This is a genomic window from Loigolactobacillus bifermentans DSM 20003 (assembly GCF_001434575.1).
Taxonomy (GTDB): domain Bacteria; phylum Bacillota; class Bacilli; order Lactobacillales; family Lactobacillaceae; genus Loigolactobacillus; species Loigolactobacillus bifermentans.
Map to the genome: position 1 here is coordinate 170,564 of NZ_AZDA01000093.1, position 16,097 is coordinate 186,660.

Genomic DNA, 16,097 nt, shown 5'->3' on the forward strand with positions numbered 1-16,097 from the left:
GCTAAGCATTGATGCTTAAGATAAATAAAGTTATGTTAATTAAACTACGTACCAACCGAACGGCTTTTAAACACTAAGCAACAGCAAAAAGTCTACAGAAGGGTTTCACGCGCCCCTAGAAGCCAGCATAAAAAACTTGACTGCTTATAAACCTACTGGTTAGGGCCAAAACGAAACAGTCCAAGTCAACGCTTGAACTGTGGTAAAATAGATATGCTTATTTTTGTTTCAGAAACAGATACAAAAATAGAGAGTGCTTGATAAGCGATATCAGATCAGGCCATCTTTTAGTTAAATAAACGTCGCAGTACGAAAGGAATTCATTTATTATGGCAACAATTCAATGGTATCCCGGCCACATGGCCAAAGCCAAGCGGGAAGTGCAGGAACGGTTAAAGTTAGTCGACATTGTGTTTGAAATTGTTGACGCGCGCTTGCCTTGGTCGTCACGCAATCCTGTTTTAGATCAATTGATTCAAGACAAACCACGCCTATTGATTTTAAATAAAGCAGATTTAGCAGATCCTAATCAAACCCAACAATGGTTAAACTATGCCCGGACTACCTTAAACATCCCAGCGCTAGCCATTGATTCACAGCATCAGCAAAATGCAAAACAAATTGAGCAACTGGCACAACAGGTTTTAGCTGATAAAATTGCCCGGCAACGGGAAAAAGGGATTCAAAATAAAGCCATTAAGGCAATTTGTATTGGGATTCCTAATTCAGGGAAATCAACTATTTTAAACCGCTTGGTTAAGCGTAATGTGGCGATTACAGGCAATCACCCTGGGGTCACCAAAAAGCAACAGTGGCTAAAAGCTGGGCAACAGCTGGCTTTGTTAGATACACCTGGGATTTTGTGGCCTAAATTTGAGGACCCGATCATTGGTAAAAAATTGGCTTTAACAGGTGCGATTAAGGACTCCCTGTATCATGCGGATGATGTGGCCTTGTATGCCTTAGCATTTTTCAAACAGTATTTTCCAGACCGTTTGGTACAACGCTATCATGTGACCACTGCTGATTTAGCACAACCCTTACCAGATTTATTATTGCAGATCACCCAAAAGTTAGGTTTTCGTGATGACTATGATCGCGCCAGTGAGCGGATCATTATTGATTGCCGTAAAGGTAAGTTAGGTCGGTTCACTTTGGACCATGTGCAGGAGGTCGCTGATGACACGCTTGACGATTAAGGCGTTACGCGAACAATTAGCCCAAGCACCAACGCCTGCATTTTTGGCCACGTTAGCGGCTGATCCCCGTAAAGGGGCACAACAGCTGTGGCAACATTATCAACGCGAACAGGAACAACTCGCAGCTAAAAAGGCTGCCTTTCATCAGCGTGAACGTTATGAGCGCCAGTTGTGGCCGCAATATCCCAATATTGCAGGGATCGATGAGGTGGGTCGCGGACCGTTAGCGGGACCTGTGGTAACAGCGGCCGTGATTTTACCCCATGATTTTGCCTTACTTGATGTCAATGATTCGAAACAGCTACGGCCAGCCTTACGGTTAAAGTTGTACCATCAAATTTTGGAACAAGCAGTGGCAATTGGTGTTGGGGTCAGCGACGTGGCAGTAATTGATCAAATCAACATTTTGGAAGCAACGAAACGTGCGATGCTACAGGCAGTGGCAAATTTACCGGTGCACCCCGATTATTTATTGATCGATGCGGTGAAGTTAAACACGCCGATTCCGCGAGAAAGCATGTTTAAAGGGGATGCCAACAGCGTCAGCATCGGGGCTGCCAGTATTGTGGCCAAGGTGATCAGGGACCAATTGATGGTAGCCTATGATCGAGCTTACCCTGGTTATGATTTTGCCAAAAACGCTGGTTACGGCACGGCAAAACATTTAGCAGGTTTGGCTAAATATGGCGTTTCCCCAGCTCATCGCCAAAGTTTTGCACCAGTGCGACAATATTTATAAAAATTTTAAGAGTGATGACGGGTGTTTTGTCATGGCTCTTTTTTTATTTTTTAAAAGTTTTGGCCCTTTTTAACGGAGTTTATAGTGAAAGAAGGGATCATGATGACAAAAAATGAACTTTTATTAAAACTTCATCTGGCAGCTGGAATCGGGTTAAAAGGTGAGCTTCGTTTAGCGGCGTTGCTGGCCCAATTGCCTGATAACTTTGATCTGGCCCATTTATCGGTGGAACGTTTAGCCAATTTTGCGCATTTAAAAGGGGCCGCGCGCCACCGCTTTTGCGTTGATTTTACCGGTGATACATTGCAGCAACAAGTACAACGGCATCAGCACGAAGCGCAATGGGTTACCATTTTAGATGCCGTTTACCCTGTACAACTGAAAGAAATTTATCAACCGCCAAGTGTTTTATTTTATCAAGGCAACTTACAGTGTTTACAACGGCCACTGGTGACGTTTGTTGGTGCCCGTCAAGCCACTGATTATTCGCGTCGGATCATCAATGCACTGGTACCTGAATTGTGTAAACGTGAGTTTGGCGTGGTCAGCGGGTTAGCCGCCGGTGCGGATAGTATGGCCCATTTAGCAGCTTTACACGCGCAAGGCAGTACGATTGCGGTGATCGGTACTGGGTTAGATCAAGTGTATCCACGTCAGCATCAAAGTTTACAAATGCGGATTGGTCAGGTAGGGTTAGTCTTATCAGAGTTTCCGCTGGGAACGCCGCCTAACCGGTACAATTTTCCGCAACGCAATCGGATTTTAGCAGGTCTTTGCCAGGCGCTTTGTGTCACTGAGGCCCGTCACCGCAGCGGTAGTTTGATCACCGCCAACCAGGCCTTAAACGAAAATCGAAATGTGCTGGCTGTGCCTGGTCCTGTTGATGCCCCGTTATCCGTCGGGTGTAATGAATTGATCCAAGCAGGCGCTAAACCACTACTCACAGTGGCGGATTTATTAACCGAAATACAAGATTTCACGTTATAATATAGTAGGAAAAATTAAGTTTAGTTGACAAACCGCTTACCTATGGCATATGATGTTTAGCGACTTACATCATCGCCTTTCTGGGATGATGTTCATCAGGAATCCGCTTTATGCGGCATTGCTGTAACTCAAGTTAAAGGAGTCTGACTATGGCTTATAAGAATTTAGTCATTGTTGAATCGCCATCTAAAGCGAAAACAATTGAAAAATATTTAGGACGTAATTACAAAGTCGTCGCGAGCTTAGGACATATTCGCGACTTACCAAAAAGTAAAATGGGCATTGATTTTGACCACGATTATGAACCGCATTATATTTCCATTCGTGGGAAAGGTGCCGTTATTAAAGATTTAAAAAAATATGCTAAAAAAGCAGAAAAAGTTTATCTTGCTTCTGATCCGGATCGTGAAGGAGAAGCGATTGCTTGGCATGTCTCTCATATTTTAGGCTTAGATCCTAAAGGTAAAAATCGCGTGACCTTTAACGAAATCACCAAAGATGCCGTTAAAAATGCCTTTAAAACCCCACGTAGTATTGATATGGACTTGGTAGATGCTCAGCAAGCACGGCGGATCATGGATCGTTTAGTAGGGTATTCAATTTCACCGCTGCTATGGAAAAAGGTAAAAAAAGGGCTCAGTGCTGGTCGGGTGCAGTCGATTGCGTTGAAGATCATTATTGACCGAGAAAATGAGATCAAAGCCTTTAAACCAGAAGAGTATTGGACCATTGATTCTCAGTTTAAAAAGGGCACTAAGAAATTTAATGCCAGTTTTTATGGAATCGACGGCAAAAAATTAGCCTTGAAGAATCAGACGGAAACCGAAAGTGTATTAGCAAAACTTGCGCCTAAAGACCCGTTTGACATCACTAAAGTGACCAAACGTGAACGGAAACGATTCCCACAAGCACCGTTTACCACCAGTTCCTTGCAGCAAGAGGCCGTTCGACGCTTAAACTTCCGAACGCGAAAAACCATGATGGTGGCGCAACAGCTGTATGAAGGCATTAACTTAGGTGGCCGTCAAGGGAGCGTTGGGCTGATCACCTATATGCGGACGGACTCCACGCGGATCTCGCAAATTGCCAAGCACGAAGCAAGTGAGTTTATTCATGAAGCTTACGGCGAAGAATATGCGGCATTAAAGATTCGTAAAACCAAAAACCCCGAAGGCGCACAGGATGCCCACGAAGCAATTCGGCCGTCCTCTGTCAAACGGACCCCTGCTAGCTTAGCCAAAGTTTTAGACAAAGACCAAATGAAGCTGTATAAACTGATTTGGTCCCGTTTTGTGGCCAGCCAAATGACCCCTGCTGTGTTGGACACCATGGCGGTGACGATTGAACAAAATGGTGTGGTTTATCGAGCAAATGGGGCAAAAATGAAGTTCCCTGGGTTTACCAAAGTTTACGATTCAACCAGCAACGATAAAAAAAGCAATCAATTACCAGATCTGGCCGTTGGTGATGCAGTAAAATTGGTTAAAAATGAACCGAATCAACATTTCACTCAGCCACCAGCACGTTATTCTGAAGCCACGTTGATCAAAACGTTGGAAGAAAATGGTGTGGGTCGGCCATCAACATATGCGCCAACCATCGAAACCATTCAACGCCGTTACTATGTCAAATTAGTGGCCAAACATTTTGAACCCACAGAGTTAGGGGAAATCGTCAATAAGATCATCGTTGAATTCTTCCCAGACATTGTCAATATTGACTTTACAGCGGGCTTGGAAAACGATTTAGATGCCATTGAAGCCGGGAAGCAACAGTGGATCAAGGTGGTCGATGAATTTTACCAGCCTTTTGCCAAGGAAGTTAGTTCGGCTGAAACTAAAATCGAAAAAGTTCAAATCAAAGACGAACCGGCCGGTTTTGACTGTGATATTTGTGGCGCCCCAATGGTGATCAAGCTCGGTCGTTATGGTAAGTTTTATGCTTGTAGCCGTTTCCCGGATTGTCGTAATACTAAGCCGATCGTGAAGGAAATTGGGATTACGTGTCCAGTTTGTGGCAAAGGCCAAGTCGTTGAACGTAAGTCTAAGAAGAACCGAATCTTCTACGGTTGTAATCGTTACCCTGATTGTGACTTCGTTTCTTGGGACAAGCCAGTTGGCCGGAGTTGTCCTAAATGTGACCATTATTTGGTTGAAAAGAAGGTCAAAGGCGGCAAGCAAGTACTTTGCCCAAATGGCGATTATCACGAAGACATTCAAAAATAATGAGAAATGAGGCATTGGCATGACACAACCGCAACATGTAACGGTGATTGGCGCCGGCTTAGCCGGAAGTGAAGCCACTTGGCAATTGGCCAAGCGCGGCATCACAGTCGATCTCTATGAAATGCGTCCAGTTAAATCAACCCCAGCACACCATACGGATCAATTTGCTGAATTAGTGTGTACCAACTCATTACGCGCCAATCAGCTCACCAATGCAGTGGGCTTGATCAAAGAAGAAATGCGGCAGCTAGATTCATTGATCTTAGCGGCTGCGGATCATAATGCTGTACCGGCAGGTGGCGCATTAGCGGTTGATCGCGAGCCTTTTTCGGCTGAGATCACAGCTCAGATCCAAGCATTGCCTAACGTCACGATTCATCATGAAGAGATCACAGCATTGCCAACTGGTCCGACGGTGGTGGCAACTGGGCCACTTACTTCTGACAGTTTGGCGACTGCGATTCAGAACTTCACCCAAAGTGAAGGGTTTTATTTCTACGACGCCGCTGCCCCAATTTTAAGTAAAGACTCGATCAATTTTGATAAAGTCTATTTAAAGTCGCGTTATGATCGTGGCGAAGCAGCTTACCTGAACTGCCCCATGAACAAAGACGAATTTGAGGCGTTTTATAAGGCTTTGGTAACGGCAGAAACAGCTGAGACCCATGGCTTTGAAAAGGAACAGTTTTTCGAAGGGTGTATGCCTATTGAAGTGATGGCCAAACGTGGCTTGAAAACCATGTTATTTGGGCCATTAAAGCCGGTTGGGTTAGAAGACCCACATACAGGGAAGCAGCCTTATGCAGTGGTACAATTACGGCAGGATAATGCAGCCGGGAGCCTTTACAATATTGTGGGCTTTCAGACCCATTTAAAATGGGGTGCACAAAAGCGGGTCTTCCAAATGATTCCTGGTTTAGAGCATGCGGAGTTTGTGCGGTATGGCGTGATGCATCGGAACTCATTTATGAATTCACCGAAGTTGTTGGCGCCGACTTATCAAACGCAGCAACGGCCTGATTTATTTTTCGCCGGTCAAATGACTGGGGTTGAAGGCTATGTCGAAAGTGCCGCCAGCGGGTTAGTAGCTGGGATTAACGCCGCACGTTTGGCCAGTGGTCAGGAACCTGTCGTTTTCCCAACCGAAACGGCGTTAGGTGCCATGGCGCATTACATTACCCACACCAATGCGCGGCATTTTCAGCCGATGAACGCAAATTTTGGTTTGTTTAAGGGGTTAGACAAACGCATTCGCGATAAGCAAGCACGGAACCAAGCGTTGGCTGACCGTTCTTTAGCAACCTTGACTGAATTTTTAGAAAAAATTCAATAAGTCGGCCGTTTCATTCCTTCCAACCATGTGCTACGCTTATTATCGTAGGTATGATTTGGAGGGATTTTTTTGCTAGAAAATGATTGGATCGACCTCTTTATCCAGTATTTAAGCGTTGAACGTCGGTACAGTGATCAAACAGTTAAAGCGTATCACAGCGATATTTTAGCGTTTGTGACCTTTTTAAAACAAAATGGCGGGATCACATCCTTCAAAAAAGTTGAATTGTTGGACGTCAAAACTTATTTAAGCGCTTTATACGAAGCCCGCTACCAACGCACCACAGTTTCAAGAAAAATTTCCAGTTTACGCTCGTTTTATAACTATCTGGTTAAAAATGAGTTTGTGGCCGTTAATCCTTTTGCAACGATTCAATTACGCAATGCCAAGAAGCATTTGCCGGACTTCTTTTATGGCAAAGAATTGGCAACGCTATTTGAAGCGACGCAAGGTGATGCACCACTGACCTTGCGCAATGCTGCGATTTTAGAGATTTTATTTGATACTGGGATTCGGGTCAGCGAGCTGACCAATCTGACCATGCCGGCCATTGACTTCGGCCTGGATATGATGCTGATCCACGGGAAAGGTAATAAGGATCGTTATGTGCCTTTTGGTCAGTACGCCACTGAAGCCTTGCAACGTTACTTTGTCGGGTGTCGGACGCCGTTAATGACAAAGTATGCGCAAACCCACGATTATGTGTTTGTGAATCAGCGTGGACATCAATTGACCACCACTGGTGTCGAATATATTTTGAATCAGTTGATCAAAAAAAGCAGTTTAACCAGTAAGATCCATCCCCATAAATTGCGCCACAGTTTTGCCACCGCTTTATTAAACAACGGAGCGGACCTACGTAGCGTACAAGAACTCCTTGGGCATAGTAGTTTATCAACGACTCAGATCTATACCCATGTGACAACACAACATTTGCAGGCCGATTACCGCAAGTATTTCCCGCGGGCGACCACTGAAAAAAGTGAGGTTAATGATAAATGACAGCACCAAAATTTGAAGCAACAACTATTTGTGCCGTAAAACACCAGGGCCATTTAGCCATGGCTGGCGACGGCCAGGTCACCATGGGTGAATCTGTGATCATGAAGGGCACGGCACGTAAAGTGCGGCGCATTTACCACGATGAAGTCGTGGTCGGGTTTGCCGGTAGTGTGGCGGACGCCTTTAATTTGGAAGACCGCTTTGAAAAGAAATTAAATGAGTTTAGTGGTAATTTAACCCGGGCAGCCGTTGAATTAGCGCAGGAATGGCGTTCTGATCAAGCATTACAAAAATTAGAAGCGTTATTGATCGTCATGAATAAAGACCAACTATTAATGGTATCCGGTAGCGGTGAAGTCATTGAACCGGATGATAATATTTTAGCCATCGGTTCAGGCGGTAATTATGCGTTAGCCGCTGCCAAAGCATTAACCCAACATACCACTGACATGACGGCAAAAGACATTGCACAAGCAGCCATTGGCATAGCAGGCGATATTGATATTTTCACCAATCACCATATTATTGTGGAAGAATTATAAAGTGAGGTTAGACTGAATGGGACAATCTGAAAAAACACCGAAACAAATCGTTGCGGCCTTAGATGAATATGTGATCGGCCAAGAAAAAGCTAAAAAAGCGATTGCGGTCGCATTGCGGAATCGGTACCGGCGGATGCAACTTTCTGAGGATATGCAAGATGAGATCACGCCTAAAAACATGCTGATGATCGGCCCAACTGGGGTTGGTAAAACTGAAATTGCCCGTCGGTTAGCTAAAATCGTACAGGCACCGTTTATTAAAGTTGAAGCCACTAAATTTACTGAAGTGGGTTACGTAGGCCGGGATGTGGAATCCATGGTGCGCGACCTATTAGACGTCGCCATTGAAATGGAACGGAAAACGGAATACCAAAAAGTGCGTAGCGAGGCGAGCCGTGCTGCTGATAAACGCTTAGTGAAGTTACTGGTGCCAGGCGTGAAAAAACAGAAGCAACAAAACGGGAATCAATTCCAAAACTTGATGAACATGGTCAACGCCATGCAAGCAGGTCAAGATCCAACTCAGCCTGATGAACAAGAAGAAGTGACGGATCAGGTCCGGGATCAACGGTTGTCTGTTAAAGAACAGTTAGATCGTGGTTTATTAGAAAGCCAAGATGTCACTATTGAAATGGATGATCCCCAACAAAATATGGCCATGAATAACAATATGATGGGCCAAATGGGAATCGACTTATCGGCCACTTTAGGCGCCTTAACGCCTAAAAAGAAGATTCAACGTACCGTCACGGTGAAAGAAGCCCGCGAAGTCTTTATTCGTGAAGAGTCTGAAAAGTTGGTCAATGCAGCAGATCTCTATCATGATGCCATTAAACGCGCTGAAGATACCGGCATTATTTTCATTGATGAAATTGATAAAATTGCCTCAACGGCACAAAAAAATAGTGGTGAAGTCTCACGTGAAGGTGTACAACGGGATATTTTACCAATCGTTGAAGGTTCTGCCATTTCAACCAAGTACGGTGTGATCAACACCGACCATATTTTGTTCATTGCTTCTGGTGCCTTTGCGGAAAGCAAACCCAGTGATCTCATTGCTGAATTGCAAGGTCGGTTGCCGATTCGGGTCGAATTAGATGACTTGACCCAAGCAGATTTTGTGCGGATCTTAACGGAACCCAACAATGCTTTAGTGAAGCAATATATGGCCTTGATTGCAACGGACAATATTCACACCACCTTTACCAAAGAAGCTATTGAGAAGATCGCAAGTATTGCTTATGACGTAAACCATAATACCGAAAATATTGGCGCACGGCGGTTGCACACCATTCTTGAGAAGCTTTTGGAAGATATTCTTTACGAAGGCCCAGATATGGCAATGGGTGATATTACGATTACCGAGCAATATGTGATGGATAAAATCGGTAATATTAGTGCGGATAAAGATTTAAGCCGCTACATTTTGTAAGACCATACAAAATCGCAGAAGGAAGTTGACAAGATGACAGTAACAATCGAAAATCAATTTTTAACAGCCGAATTTTTGGAAAAAGGTGCCGAGCTATGTCACTTGGTGTCCAAAGATTCGGGGTTTGACTATATTTGGCAGGCAGACCCACAATATTGGGGGCGACATGCACCAGTATTATTCCCATTTGTCGGGCGTCTAAAAGATGATCAGTACCAATATGAAGGTAAAACGTATCAAATGGGCCAGCATGGTTTTGCGCGGGATTGCGACTTTACGGTAACCGCCCAAACCACCAATGCTGTGACGTTTAATTTAAAAGACAGTCCGATCACACGGGTCAATTATCCCTTTGCCTTTAGTTTAGACATTACCTATACGCTAAAGGATAGCCAACTAACAGTGGCTTACCACGTGGCTAATCCGGCTGTCAAACCCCTTTATTTTTCGATTGGCGGCCATCCAGGGTTTAATGTTCCCATGAGTGCTGAGCTGTCGTTTGAAGACTATTATTTAAGCTATGAGCCTAAAAAGACGCGGGTCCAAGTGCCATTAGCAGGGCCTTATTCCGATCTGGCGCATAAAACCTTAGCACCAACGGATACAGATCTTGATTTAACCCATGAATTGTTTAAAAATGATGCGATGATCTACGAATTGCATCATCAAAATCGGTTTACTTTAAAATCAGAAAAAAATTATCGTGCGATTTCATTGATCGTTGAAGATGCACCTTATGTGGGCATTTGGTCTGCTTATCCCAAACAGGCACCTTATGTGTGCATCGAGCCTTGGTGGGGCATTGCGGATAGTGTGGATAGTACTGGCGAGCTGACACAAAAAACGGGGATCAACCGTTTAAATGCGGGGGAAACCTTCGATCGTCACTATATGATCCAAGTTCATCAACGGCGCGCATTCTAAAAAAAATAAACCTGGCGCTTGCCAGGTTTATTTTTTCGCATGCCAGCCAAAAGGCACTTTGCTTTCAGTACCAGCTTTAACACGTTTTAAATTGTCGCGGTGGAGATAAATGATAAATACCATGAGAATAAAGGCCACAATGGACAAAACTGCATCGTGGAATAGAAACGATAACAAGAAAACAATGACCATCCCTAAAGTACTGGCCACGCTGACCATGCGGGTGAAGTAAACCAAGCTTCCAAACACCAACCAGCAAATTAAAAAGAAGATTGGGCTGTAGCCCAGCACCATGCCGGCACTGGTGGCGACAGCTTTGCCGCCGTGAAAGCCATCAAAAATTGAAAAGCTATGCCCAGCAACAGCAGCTAAGCCAACGATCAACGGGTTGATCAAAGGATGTTGAAAGCTTTGGAAAAAGTAAGGTAAGCAAGCCGCCAGCGTACCTTTAAACATATCCATAAACAAAACCACAATGCCGGCTTTACGCCCTAAAACACGAAACGTATTGGTGGTGCCGATATTTCCACTGCCTAATTGGCGAATGTCTTTGTGATAAAAGGCACGACCAATCCAAAGGCCTGATGGAATAGAACCTAATAAATAAGCGCAAATAAACATGATTACAATTTTCAATGGCAGGGACTCCCTTGTGACTGAATTAAACAGTTTGTATTTTAGCATGGTTTTGAAGGTTGCGGCAAATCTGATTTAAATTTATGGTATAATAAAGAACATACGAACGTATATTCGTGTATTCTTTAAACGCAAGTCAGGTTAATTTTCCAATTGACTTTGACTTTTTGCAATAAATCACATAAGGTATGATAGTGTGTCCGAAATGATCCAGCAGCAGTCTGGGTCATTTTGTGCTTGCAATGGCTACCAGTTAGCCGTTGAAAAGAACGGATTGGAATGGAAAATCCTCCAACAGTTTTTTGAAAATCTTGAATATACAAGGGGGAAACTGTGTGCGTAAACAAAAAACAAACTATGATGATAGCGCCATCCAAGTTTTAGAAGGGTTAGAAGCGGTTCGTAAGCGGCCTGGGATGTATATTGGCTCAACTGACGGTCGCGGCTTACATCATTTGGTGTATGAAATTGTCGATAATGCCGTGGATGAAGCTTTAGCTGGTTTTGGCCAAGAAATTGATATTACTATTCATGCAGATAACAGCGTGACCGTACGGGATTTTGGTCGGGGCATGCCAACTGGGATGCATGCGTCAGGCTTGCCAACTATTGAAGTCATTCTCACCGTCTTGCATGCTGGTGGGAAGTTTGGTCAAGGCGGCTATAAAACGTCTGGTGGTTTGCACGGTGTTGGTTCTAGTGTGGTCAATGCGTTGTCTTCTGAAATGATCGCCACTGTGGTGCGTGATGGCCAAAAATTTCAAGAAACCTTCCGTAATGGCGGTCAACCAGTGGGGACTTTAAAGAAGTTAGGTAAAACCAAGGAACAGAATGGGACTACCATTACCTTTAAGCCCGATGCCAGTATTTTTACCACCACTGTTTTTAATTTCAATACGTTGGCAGAACGATTGCGGGAGTCTGCCTTTTTATTACGTGGCGTGAAATTTGTTTTTACAGATGAACGTGGTGAAGGCAAACAAGAAATCTATCATTATGAAGATGGCATTCAAGAATTTGTTAGTTACTTAAATGAAGATAAAGATGTTTTAAGTCCAATTATGTACTTCTCTGGTGAAAAAGATGGGATTCAAGTAGAATTTTCAGGTCAGTACAATGACGGTTATTCCGAAAATATTCTGTCTTTTGTCAACAATGTCCGTACCAATGATGGCGGGAGTCATGAAGCCGGAATGAAAACGGCCATGACCCGTTCTTTTAATGATTATGCCCGTAAAATGAATTTATTAAAAGAAAAAGACAAAAATTTAGAAGGCTCGGATGTTCGAGAAGGGTTAGCTGGGGTGCTTTCCATTCGGGTACCAGAAGAAGTGCTTCAGTTTGAAGGCCAAACCAAAGGAAAATTAGGCACGCCACAAGCACGAACTGCCGTTGATAGTGTCATTGGGGAACAATTAAGCTATTACTTAATGGAAAATGGCGAGTTTGCCCAAATGATGGTCAAAAAGGCCTTAAAGGCTCGGGATGCGCGTCAAGCCGCGCGGAAGGCCCGGGACGACAGCCGGAATGGCAAGCGTAAAAAGAAGACGGAACGGCTATTGTCCGGGAAGCTAACCCCAGCACAATCACGGAACAGTAAGAAAAATGAATTGTATTTAGTCGAAGGAGACTCCGCCGGCGGTTCTGCCAAACAAGGCCGTGACCGGAAATTCCAAGCGATTTTACCATTGCGTGGGAAAGTTATTAATACGCAAAAAGCTAAAATGGATGATATTTTAAAGAACGAAGAAATCAGTACCATGATCTATACCATTGGTGCCGGCGTAGGTCCTGAATTTAAGGTGTCTGATAGCAATTATGATAAAGTGATCATCATGACCGATGCGGATACCGATGGCGCCCATATTCAAATCTTATTGCTGACTTTCTTCTATCGTTATATGAAACCGCTAATTGAAGCTGGCAAAGTTTATATTGCCTTACCACCTTTGTACAAGTTACAAAAAGGCACTGGTAAACAGGCTAAGATTCGTTATGCGTGGACAGATGATGAGCTGGCCAAGGAAGAAAAAAGTTTTGGCAAGCAGTTTAACTTGCAACGGTTTAAAGGGCTCGGTGAAATGAACGCCGATCAGCTTTGGGAAACCACCATGGACCCAGCAACTCGAACGCTGATTCGCGTTCGAATCGATGATGCTGCTTTAGCAGAACGGCGTGTGACGACCTTAATGGGCGATAAAGTGGCGCCGCGTCGTAAGTGGATCGAGGAAAACGTTTCCTTTACCATGGCTGAAGAAGGTAGTATTTTGGAAACCAAAGTGGATCAATTAGACCAAGCAACGCAGGAAATGGATCTTTTTAACAATGAGCAGTAAAGCAGGTGAGCAAAGCAATGAGTGAACAAAAAATTCAAGAATTGACCCTAGAAGAAGTGATGGGCGATCGTTTTGGGCGTTACTCAAAATACATTATTCAAGAACGGGCGTTGCCTGATATTCGGGATGGCTTAAAGCCGGTGCAACGGCGGATCTTATTCGCCATGAACCAAGATGGTAATACTTATGACAAGGGCTTTCGGAAGTCTGCTAAGTCCGTTGGGAATGTGATGGGTAATTTTCACCCGCATGGTGACTCTAGTATTTACGAAGCCATGGTGCGCTTAAGTCAAAACTGGAAGTTACGGGCACCGTTGATCGACATGCACGGGAACAATGGGTCAATGGATGGCGACCCGCCTGCTGCAATGCGTTATACGGAAGCACGGTTAAGCAAAATTGCCGGTGAAATGTTGCAAGATATTGATAAAGAAACCGTTGATTTTGTGCCGAATTTTGATGATACCGAAGAAGAACCTACGGTGTTACCAGCGCGTTTCCCCAATTTATTGGTCAACGGTGCCACAGGGATCTCAGCCGGTTATGCCACTGAAATTCCGCCGCACAATTTAGGCGAAGTGGTCGAAGCGTTGATTTATCTCTTAGCGCACCCAAATGCAACGTTGGAACAGCTGATGCAGTTTGTTAAAGGGCCTGATTTTCCCACTGGTGGAGTTGTCCAAGGCCTAGCTGGAATCAAACAGGCTTATAAAACAGGGCGTGGCAAGATCGTTGTCCGCTCGCGGACAGCAATCACTGAATTACGTGGTGGGCGTCAACAAATCGTGGTCACCGAGTTACCTTATGAAGTCAATAAGGCGCAGGTGGTGAAAAAAATTGATGAGTTACGTGTGCTGAAAAAAGTCGACGGAATCGCAGAGGTGCGGGATGAAAGTGATCGTCGTGGTTTATCGATCGTGATCGAATTGAAAAAGGCCGCTGACGCACAAGGGATTCTGAACTATTTGTTGAAAAATACGGACCTTCGCATTAGCTATAACTTTAATATGGTGGCTATTTACCAGCAACGGCCGGTTCAAGTAGGGCTAAAGACGATTTTAACCGCCTATTTGGAACATCAACAAGATGTGATTACGAAACGGACACGTTTTAATTTAAACAAGGCACAAGCACGGCAGCACATTGTCTTAGGCTTGATCAAGGCCTTGTCGATTTTAGACCAAGTGATTCAAACCATTCGGAGTAGTCAAAATAAAAAAGACGCGAAACAAAATTTAGTTAAGGCATATGCGTTTAGTGAAGCCCAGGCTGAAGCGATTGTTTCGTTACAACTTTATCGGTTAACCAATACCGATATTACGGCGTTACAAAAGGAACAGGCGGCGTTGGCGCAACAGATTGAAACTTATCAACAGATCTTAGCCGACCCGAAAGCGCTGGCTAAAGTGTTGCGTCAAGAACTACGCCGCGTGGCCAAAGCATACGAGTCACCACGGCGCTCTGAAATTCAAACCAATATTGAGACTTTGCAAGTTTCGACGAAAGTATTAGTGGCTGAAGAAGACGTGATGGTTGCGGTGAGTCATGCTGGTTATTTAAAGCGCAGTAGTTTACGGTCTTACCATGCAACAGAAAATGACGATGGTCTGAAAGACGAAGATTTCCCAATTTTCCAGCAACAGTTAAGTACGTTGGATCATCTGCTGATGTTTACCAGTCACGGTCATGTAATTTATCGGCCTATTTATGAGATCACCGATAGTCGTTGGAAAGATCCGGGTGAGCATATCTCTCAAACCATTGGTTTAGCTGAAAATGAAGTGATCTTGAAGGCATTTGCGTTTCCAGATTTAAAGCAAACAGGCCATTTTGTTTTTGTGACCAGTGATGGTTTGATCAAGCAATCGGCTTTTGATCAATTTTTACCAGGACGAACTTACAAAACACGGGTCGCACAAGCAATTAAATTAAAGGATAGCGCAGCACAGGTGGTTGATGTGTTGTATGTTCCTGTTGATCAAATCGACCAACGCGATGTCTTTTTGGCCACCCACCGTGGATATGGGTTGCGTTATGCGTTAAGCGAGGTACCTGAAAGCGGTAGTAAAGCGGCCGGGGCCAAGGCGATTAATTTAACCGCTGAAGATCAGGTGGTTGGATTTGTGTTAGTGGACCCAGCTGGTACGGAACCAGTGGCAGTGTTAACCCAACGTGGTGCCTTGAAATGTATGGCCGCGCAAGAAGTCACTAAAACCACTCGCGGCCGTAAAGGCATGTTGATTTTACGTGAATTAAAACGGCAACCACATCGTATTCAAGTATTGGCGGCTGTTGCTGCAACACCGACGTTATTGGTCCAAACAGATCAGAATCAGTTGATCACCCTTGATTTAACCGCACATCCACTGGCAGACCGCTATTCAAACGGGTCATTTGTGATGGCTGTTGAACAAGTGGGCCAACCAGAATTAGCTTATCCGGTGATCGAGGTTACGCCTGAAGCTTAAACTTATCCAATTTTGTTTTGTTGAACCGCTTTCTTAAACGAGAAAGTGGTTCTTTTTTTAGCTTTTAAGTTGAAAAGGTGGTGCGATGTTGTAAAACTGTTATATTAATAATGTAATCTGTTTTAATAAAAATATAACAGTTCAGTGAACTGAACTAGTTTTATAAATCGTTCAGTTAAAGTGCTTGCATTTTGTGATGACAATAAAAGATAACTTTTCTTAAATGCCGTTTTAACGGCAAAGAAAGGGCTTGCACCAGATATACGCTGTGTTA

At 44.1% G+C, this 16,097-nt stretch carries 12 protein-coding genes; 11 read left to right on the top strand and 1 reads right to left on the bottom strand.

The features are described from left to right. The first annotated feature begins 329 nt into the window (after positions 1 to 329). The 9 genes from ylqF (at position 330) to FC07_RS11545 (ending at position 10,383) form a co-directional block, all read left to right on the top strand. On the top strand, positions 330 to 1,199 hold the full coding sequence (ylqF, locus tag FC07_RS11505; RefSeq protein ID WP_057905245.1) for a ribosome biogenesis GTPase YlqF: 870 nt from the start codon (positions 330 to 332) through the stop codon (positions 1,197 to 1,199). Then, positions 1,180 to 1,938, top strand: coding sequence for a ribonuclease HII (locus tag FC07_RS11510; RefSeq protein ID WP_057905246.1), 759 nt, complete (start codon positions 1,180 to 1,182; stop codon positions 1,936 to 1,938). Before ylqF ends, FC07_RS11510 begins: the two co-directional genes overlap by 20 nt. A 102-nt stretch (positions 1,939 to 2,040) precedes the next feature. Beyond that, on the top strand, positions 2,041 to 2,925 hold the full coding sequence (dprA, locus tag FC07_RS11515) for a DNA-processing protein DprA (RefSeq protein ID WP_057905247.1): 885 nt from the start codon (positions 2,041 to 2,043) through the stop codon (positions 2,923 to 2,925). Positions 2,926 to 3,074: 149 nt separating this feature from the next. After that, on the top strand, positions 3,075 to 5,150 hold the full coding sequence (gene topA, locus FC07_RS11520) for a type I DNA topoisomerase (protein ID WP_057905248.1): 2,076 nt from the start codon (positions 3,075 to 3,077) through the stop codon (positions 5,148 to 5,150). A gap of 19 nt (positions 5,151 to 5,169) precedes the next feature. Further along, the gene (trmFO, locus tag FC07_RS11525) at positions 5,170 to 6,483 is read left to right on the top strand and encodes a methylenetetrahydrofolate--tRNA-(uracil(54)-C(5))-methyltransferase (FADH(2)-oxidizing) TrmFO (RefSeq protein ID WP_057905249.1); all 1,314 of its coding nucleotides are present in this window, start codon (positions 5,170 to 5,172) and stop codon (positions 6,481 to 6,483) included. A 69-nt stretch (positions 6,484 to 6,552) separates the two neighbouring features. After that, the gene (xerC, locus tag FC07_RS11530; protein WP_057905250.1) at positions 6,553 to 7,485 is read left to right on the top strand and encodes a tyrosine recombinase XerC; all 933 of its coding nucleotides are present in this window, start codon (positions 6,553 to 6,555) and stop codon (positions 7,483 to 7,485) included. Continuing rightward, entirely contained in the window at positions 7,482 to 8,027 is a 546-nt protein-coding gene (gene hslV / locus FC07_RS11535; protein ID WP_057905251.1) for an ATP-dependent protease subunit HslV, read from the top strand. The genes xerC and hslV overlap by 4 nt, the downstream gene beginning before the upstream one ends. 16 nt (positions 8,028 to 8,043) lie before the next feature. Beyond that, complete coding sequence (hslU, locus tag FC07_RS11540; RefSeq protein ID WP_057905252.1) at positions 8,044 to 9,459, top strand: ATP-dependent protease ATPase subunit HslU; 1,416 nt, start codon at positions 8,044 to 8,046, stop codon at positions 9,457 to 9,459. A 33-nt stretch (positions 9,460 to 9,492) separates the two neighbouring features. Beyond that, a complete protein-coding gene (locus FC07_RS11545) occupies positions 9,493 to 10,383 on the top strand; it encodes an aldose 1-epimerase family protein (RefSeq protein ID WP_057905253.1) in 891 nt (296 codons plus the stop codon). A gap of 27 nt (positions 10,384 to 10,410) precedes the next feature. On the opposite strand, the gene plsY is transcribed toward FC07_RS11545, so the two are convergent. After that, the gene (gene plsY / locus FC07_RS11550) at positions 10,411 to 11,025 is read right to left on the bottom strand and encodes a glycerol-3-phosphate 1-O-acyltransferase PlsY (protein ID WP_191981095.1); all 615 of its coding nucleotides are present in this window, start codon (positions 11,023 to 11,025) and stop codon (positions 10,411 to 10,413) included. Between the two features lie 329 nt (positions 11,026 to 11,354). Here plsY and parE point away from each other — a divergent pair, with 329 nt between their 5' ends. Continuing rightward, a complete protein-coding gene (parE, locus tag FC07_RS11555; protein ID WP_057905255.1) occupies positions 11,355 to 13,355 on the top strand; it encodes a DNA topoisomerase IV subunit B in 2,001 nt (666 codons plus the stop codon). Between the two features lie 17 nt (positions 13,356 to 13,372). Further along, positions 13,373 to 15,823, top strand: a complete 2,451-nt coding sequence (gene parC / locus FC07_RS11560; RefSeq protein ID WP_057905256.1) for a DNA topoisomerase IV subunit A — start codon at positions 13,373 to 13,375, stop codon at positions 15,821 to 15,823. Positions 15,824 to 16,097: the final 274 nt, after the last annotated feature.

Bases quoted from the DNA above. Each gene is read 5' to 3' on its own strand.
- ylqF (WP_057905245.1), top strand. From the start codon at position 330: ATGGCAACAATTCAATGGTATCCCGGCCACATGGCCAAAGCCAAGCGG.
- FC07_RS11510 (WP_057905246.1), top strand. From the start codon at position 1,180: ATGACACGCTTGACGATTAAGGCGTTACGCGAACAATTAGCCCAAGCA.
- dprA (WP_057905247.1), top strand. From the start codon at position 2,041: ATGACAAAAAATGAACTTTTATTAAAACTTCATCTGGCAGCTGGAATC.
- topA (WP_057905248.1), top strand. From the start codon at position 3,075: ATGGCTTATAAGAATTTAGTCATTGTTGAATCGCCATCTAAAGCGAAA.
- trmFO (WP_057905249.1), top strand. From the start codon at position 5,170: ATGACACAACCGCAACATGTAACGGTGATTGGCGCCGGCTTAGCCGGA.
- hslV (WP_057905251.1), top strand. From the start codon at position 7,482: ATGACAGCACCAAAATTTGAAGCAACAACTATTTGTGCCGTAAAACAC.
- hslU (WP_057905252.1), top strand. From the start codon at position 8,044: ATGGGACAATCTGAAAAAACACCGAAACAAATCGTTGCGGCCTTAGAT.
- FC07_RS11545 (WP_057905253.1), top strand. From the start codon at position 9,493: ATGACAGTAACAATCGAAAATCAATTTTTAACAGCCGAATTTTTGGAA.
- parC (WP_057905256.1), top strand. From the start codon at position 13,373: ATGAGTGAACAAAAAATTCAAGAATTGACCCTAGAAGAAGTGATGGGC.